The sequence below is a fragment of the Streptomyces milbemycinicus genome (assembly GCF_002154605.1).
Taxonomy (GTDB): domain Bacteria; phylum Actinomycetota; class Actinomycetes; order Streptomycetales; family Streptomycetaceae; genus Streptomyces; species Streptomyces milbemycinicus.
Genome location: NZ_MUNE01001294.1, coordinates 1 through 3,284 on the forward strand (window position 1 = coordinate 1; position 3,284 = coordinate 3,284).

The following is a 3,284-nucleotide window of genomic DNA, read 5'->3' on the forward strand; positions in this document are numbered from 1 at the left end:
GCTGAAGAGGACGCCGTTCCCGCGGGGGTCGATGACCTCGTAGTCGGTCGTCACCAGCGGCCGGGCCTTGAGCGAGTCGACGAACGCGGCGCGCCGCGCCTCATCCGCGGCCCGCCCCGGCCCGGGCCGCGGTCCGCCCGGGCCCCGGGGGGCGCTGGGGCCGGGGGCGGGTGCCTCGGCCTCGTCCGGTCCTTCGTCCTCGGCGAGTACGTCCAGCATGGGCGGGCGGTTGCGGGCGGTACGCGAGCTCTCGCCCCGCGAGCCCTCGCCGCGGGGCGCGCCACCGCGGGCCCTGACGATGTCGCCGGTCTCCAGGATCTGGGCGATGGCCTGGCCGCGCTGGCGCAGCGTCCGCCGCCACTGATCGGGCGACAACTCCTGATGCGCCCGCATCACGGTCCCGTCGTCCAGGCTGACGGGTGCGTCGCGCGCCAGCCGCCGCAGGGTCCGCACTTCCGCGACCGCCTCGGACCGCAGCAACGACAGGTCCGCGGCGCTCAGCACCGGGCCGAGGTCCGTGTGACGGCCGCCTTCGTCGAACCGCAGCAGCCGTACGGTGCCGTCGGCAGCGGCCAGCAGCAGGTCGACCGGGGAGGCCAGGCTGTCCGCCAGCTCCGCGACCGTCTCCGTCGGATCGCTCCCGAACGACCCGGCGTCGGCCCGCAGCACCAGCCGGACCCCGCCCAGCGGCTCGCCCGCCACCGAGGGCAGCAGCGCCTCGCCCAGATCGTCGGCCTCGCGCACCGGAGCGCCCTCGGTCAGCTCCGAGACCCGGAACTCCAGCGTCTTCCGGCCGTCGTCCGGGGCCAGGTGGACGAGGGTGTCCCAGGCGGGCTCCACGATGTCTTCCGGACCCGGCGACGTGGACCGCGACCGGCCGGACGCCGCATCCTCCGCCGCCTCGTCGGCGGCCGGTGGCTCGGCGAGCGAGCGCAGCACGTCCATGTCCAGGGGCCGGCCCTGGTCGGCCGCCTCGGTGGCGGCGTCGGTCAGCGCGCCGATGTGGGCCTCGCTCACCTCGTCCACCGAGCCGAGACCGAACACCTCCCGGGTGTACGCGGTGATCGCCTCGGCGGCGGTACCGGAGGGGAACCGCGCCATGGCCGGGCCGCTCAGCGATCGGACCGCCGCCAGCCGCGCCAGGTCCGTCGCCTCGGAGCGGGAGTCGGGGCCGAGCAGCGCGTCGCCGAACAGCGCGCGGGCCGTGCGTACCGTGGCGATCACCTCGCGACGCCGCGCCTCCGGTTCGGCGTCGGCGAGCCCCAGGGTCGTGGCCAGCCGGGCCACCAGCTCGGCGGGCGGCCCCTGGGGCCCGTTGAACCCGTCCCAGCGCGCGTGGGCGGCATGCCGGGCGAACCGCGCCATGCCCTCCTTGAGGCTCGCCACGATCTCGTCCACGGTGAACCCGCCGAGGAACAGCGAGCGCGAATCCATCAGCACCGCCGGGCGGAAGCCCTGCTCCAGCAGGAACTTCTGCATCAGCAGATGGACATTGACCCGGCTGTTGGCGTCCGTGAACGGCTGGAGGATCTGGAGGGCCCGGGTCACCCGGGCGACGGCCCGCAGCTTCTCGTCGGGCGTGACCGCGACCGCCACCTCGCCGTAGTAGCGGTCCAGCGCGGCCTGCACCACCTGACGGGCCTCGCCCGGGGCGTAGTCGATGGAGACCTGCCCGCCGCGCTGCGCATGGTGGAAGACCACCCACGGCTTGGCCATGCCCGGCTCACGCGGCTCGTTCAAGGAGAACAGCAGCCTGCGGCCGAGCAGCAGGTCGTCCTTGATGTCCGCCGCGACGCGGTCGGCGCCGGTGCCGCGCATCGTGGTCTTCATCCGGCCGCCCTCGTGGCCCGACCACGTGGTCGCCACGTTCTGCCCCTCGCCCGTTTTGAGATGGCGGGTGGCGATGTTGTGCAGCTCCTCGTACGCGTCGGCGTCGATGCGCGACCAGTCGCGTCCGGTGCCGCCGACGTCCAGGACCTGCTGGTACGCCTCGGTCATGCCCAGCCGATAGCCGGGGTACGTCCGGGTGTCGAGGTGGCCGCCCACGTCCTCGGGGGTCGCCCGGAATGCTTCGGCGTGCACATTGGGGTCGATGAACAGCCGCCACCACGAATCCCGGGGCAGCAGCCGGGACAGCCGCGGGGCCGCCGCGCCCGGCGGGGCCCCCGAGGTGGTGTCCGCGTAGTACTCCCGGATCCGCTCGTCGGGGAACCGCCCGCCGATCGCGACGTGTTCCCGCAGCTCCTCCTCCGACAGCGGGGACAGACGGTGGTAGCGGCGCCGGGTGTCCTCGTAGCCGAAGCCCAGCTCGCTGCGGTCCGGGTAGTCCTCCTCATGGGCCCACAGCTCGGATGCCCTGAGGAGTTCATGGAGCGTGTGGTGGCGGTCGGCGAGCATCGAGCCGATGTACGCCAGCCGTATCCAGCGCAGGTCCAGGCCCGCGTCCCATTTCTCGTTGGCGTCCTCGGCGGCGTCGAGCAGGCTGTAGACGGTGCCCGAGCTGCCGGTCTTGATCAGACCGCCGGTGCGCTGGGCGCGCGCGTGCGGGGAGTCCTCCAGGGTCAGCGGGCGGGGGTCCCCGGCCAGCCGCGCCGGGGGTTCGTGGTTGATGCCCGACAGCTCCTCGCCCGGCTTCCAGGTGGCGCCGTCCGAGGTGAACGCCCGCTCGCGGGCGCTGAGCGGCGGCACGATGTCCTGCGGGGCACGCCGGTCGAACGGGCCGTCGGACGGGGCGCCGCGCCAGCGGCGCTCGTCGTTGATCATGGACGGCTGGTCGGTCGGTGTGCCCAGCAGCATATGGAAGACGCCCCGGCGCAGCGCGTTCCACACGAGGGTCGACTGCTCGCGGAAGTTGCCGTCGTGGACGACCTCTTCCAGGGTCTTGGGCTCGACGCCGACCGCGCCGGGCACCTCCTGCTCGTAGGTGCCGAGCAGGCCGCGCAGCGCCGGGGGCGTCTTCTCCCATACGAGGCGGGCGAACCGGGAGATCTGCTCGACGACCTGGGGATGCTCCGAGAGGTAGTCGCCGAGCCTGCGCTCGTACGCCTCGGACTCGTGCTGATAGCGCAGCCGTCGGAGGTCGTCTGGGCTCGCGGGAATGAGGGGACGGCCCGAGCCGCTTCCGGGCGGGGGCGGCAGGGGGATGTCCTGGGTGTCCCGCGTCCGGTCCTCGGTGTTCCCGGCCTGGTCTTCGGTGTCCGGCGTCTGGTCCTCGGTGTCCGCCGCTTCGTCCTCGGCGTCACTGACGTGGTCCTCGACGTCGCCGGTCTCGTCCTCGGCGGGGC

The 3,284-nt window shown here is 73.8% G+C and carries 1 protein-coding gene; it reads right to left on the reverse strand.

Features of this window, described 5'->3' with window-relative positions; translation table 11 throughout:
• The coding region (locus CCN51_RS55660) for a hypothetical protein (protein WP_158104813.1) at positions 1–3,284 on the reverse strand (3,284 nt) is incomplete at both ends.